Annotated in this window: 1 protein-coding gene; it reads right to left on the reverse strand. The window is 66.2% G+C overall.

Annotated features, from left to right (window positions below):
- A partial coding sequence (locus ACK59Z_RS25760) for a DUF6531 domain-containing protein (protein WP_409293979.1) occupies window positions 1-1,362 on the reverse strand: 1,362 nt, incomplete at both ends.

Consider the following 1,362-nt stretch of genomic DNA (forward strand, 5'->3'; position numbering starts at 1 on the left):
TGTCGCCCAGGGTTTGCCAACGGTAGTGGCAGCCCAGCCCCAGCGCGTTGCTGTGGGTCACCATCAGGCCGTCGGCGTAGCTGAAGCTGCGCACGGTGTCGCCGTTGCGGTTGATCACCGCGCTCAGCTGGCCGTGTTCGTCGTAGCGGTACTGGGTAAGCGTTTCCACCGCTTCGTTGTTCACCACGCGCTTGATGTCGGTCAGGCGGCCCAGCGGGTTGTCGTAGTGCAGGTGCACGCGGGTGCCGCCGGTGGCGCTGATGTCGGTCAGTGTGCCGTCGGGCGTGCGGGTGAAGTGCAGGAAGTGGCCGAGGACGTTCTCGATACGCTGCAGCGGCACTTCGGTGTTGGTATCTGGCACTTCGCCGAAGTAGAAGAACAGGTTATCGAGGGTCTGCAGGATGTAGTGGCCGCCCTCGGTGCACACCAGGTACACCTGCTCGTGCGGGTTGTAGATGCGCTGCCCCGGTTGCAGGGTCACGAACGGGACTTCGCGGCCCTGGTTGTCGGTGAGGTAGATGAATGCCCCCTGGCGGCGCAGGCTCTGCTCCCAGGGCAGCACCCAGCCGCGGCCGAGTACGCTGTCGACCGTCAGGTCGCTGGCGTAGAAGCGCGACCACTCGATCGGCATCAGGCCCGGCAGGCTGAAGTCGATTTCATCGGGGATCAGCTTGCGGCCCGTCGTGAGGTCGACGGGGTTGCCGACCAGGCCGCCGATAGCCTTGCGGGCCACGGGTTCGACCACGTAACGGCTGGCCACCTCACCGGCGACGAAGCCGGCCGTGAACTTCAGCGCGCAAGGCATGACGGCTTTCATGCCGGCCTGGGTACCCGCCTTGATCAGCTGGGCGATACCGCCTGCGGCACCGGCGATGGCCATCAGCACATCCACGGTGGTGCGCAGCCACTCCGGGACTTCATCGTCCACGGGCAGGTAACGGTAGGTGCCGCCGCCGATGATGACGTTGTCCGAACCACCGGAAATGGTGGCGCCGCAGGTCAGCTTGTCGCCCTTGCGCGCGGCGGCGACGCTGTTGATGAAGACGTTGGTCGAGCCTTCGGCAATCTGCACTGGCCCTGGGTGCTTGTCGCAGGCACCGATGCTTTTTTCGACGCGGGCGGCCTTGCGGCTGTTGATGAACACGTTGGGTGAGGCAGTGGTTATCGTCCCTGAGGGGGACGAGAACATACTGCCTATCGCCTCTCCGGCGGCGGTCAGCAAGCTGCCCCCGATGCCGGCTGCGAGGCCGGCCAGCAAGGCCACGCCGAACCCGCAGGTGAACGTGGCGATGGCCACCGTGGCCACCAGCGCAATCCCCAGGGCGGCCCCGATCAGGAAGCCCCCCAGCGCGCTGGTGTGCG

Origin of the sequence: Pseudomonas sp. KCJK9058 (assembly GCF_046230975.1) — a bacterium.
Taxonomy (GTDB): Bacteria; Pseudomonadota; Gammaproteobacteria; order Pseudomonadales; family Pseudomonadaceae; genus Aquipseudomonas; species Aquipseudomonas alloputida.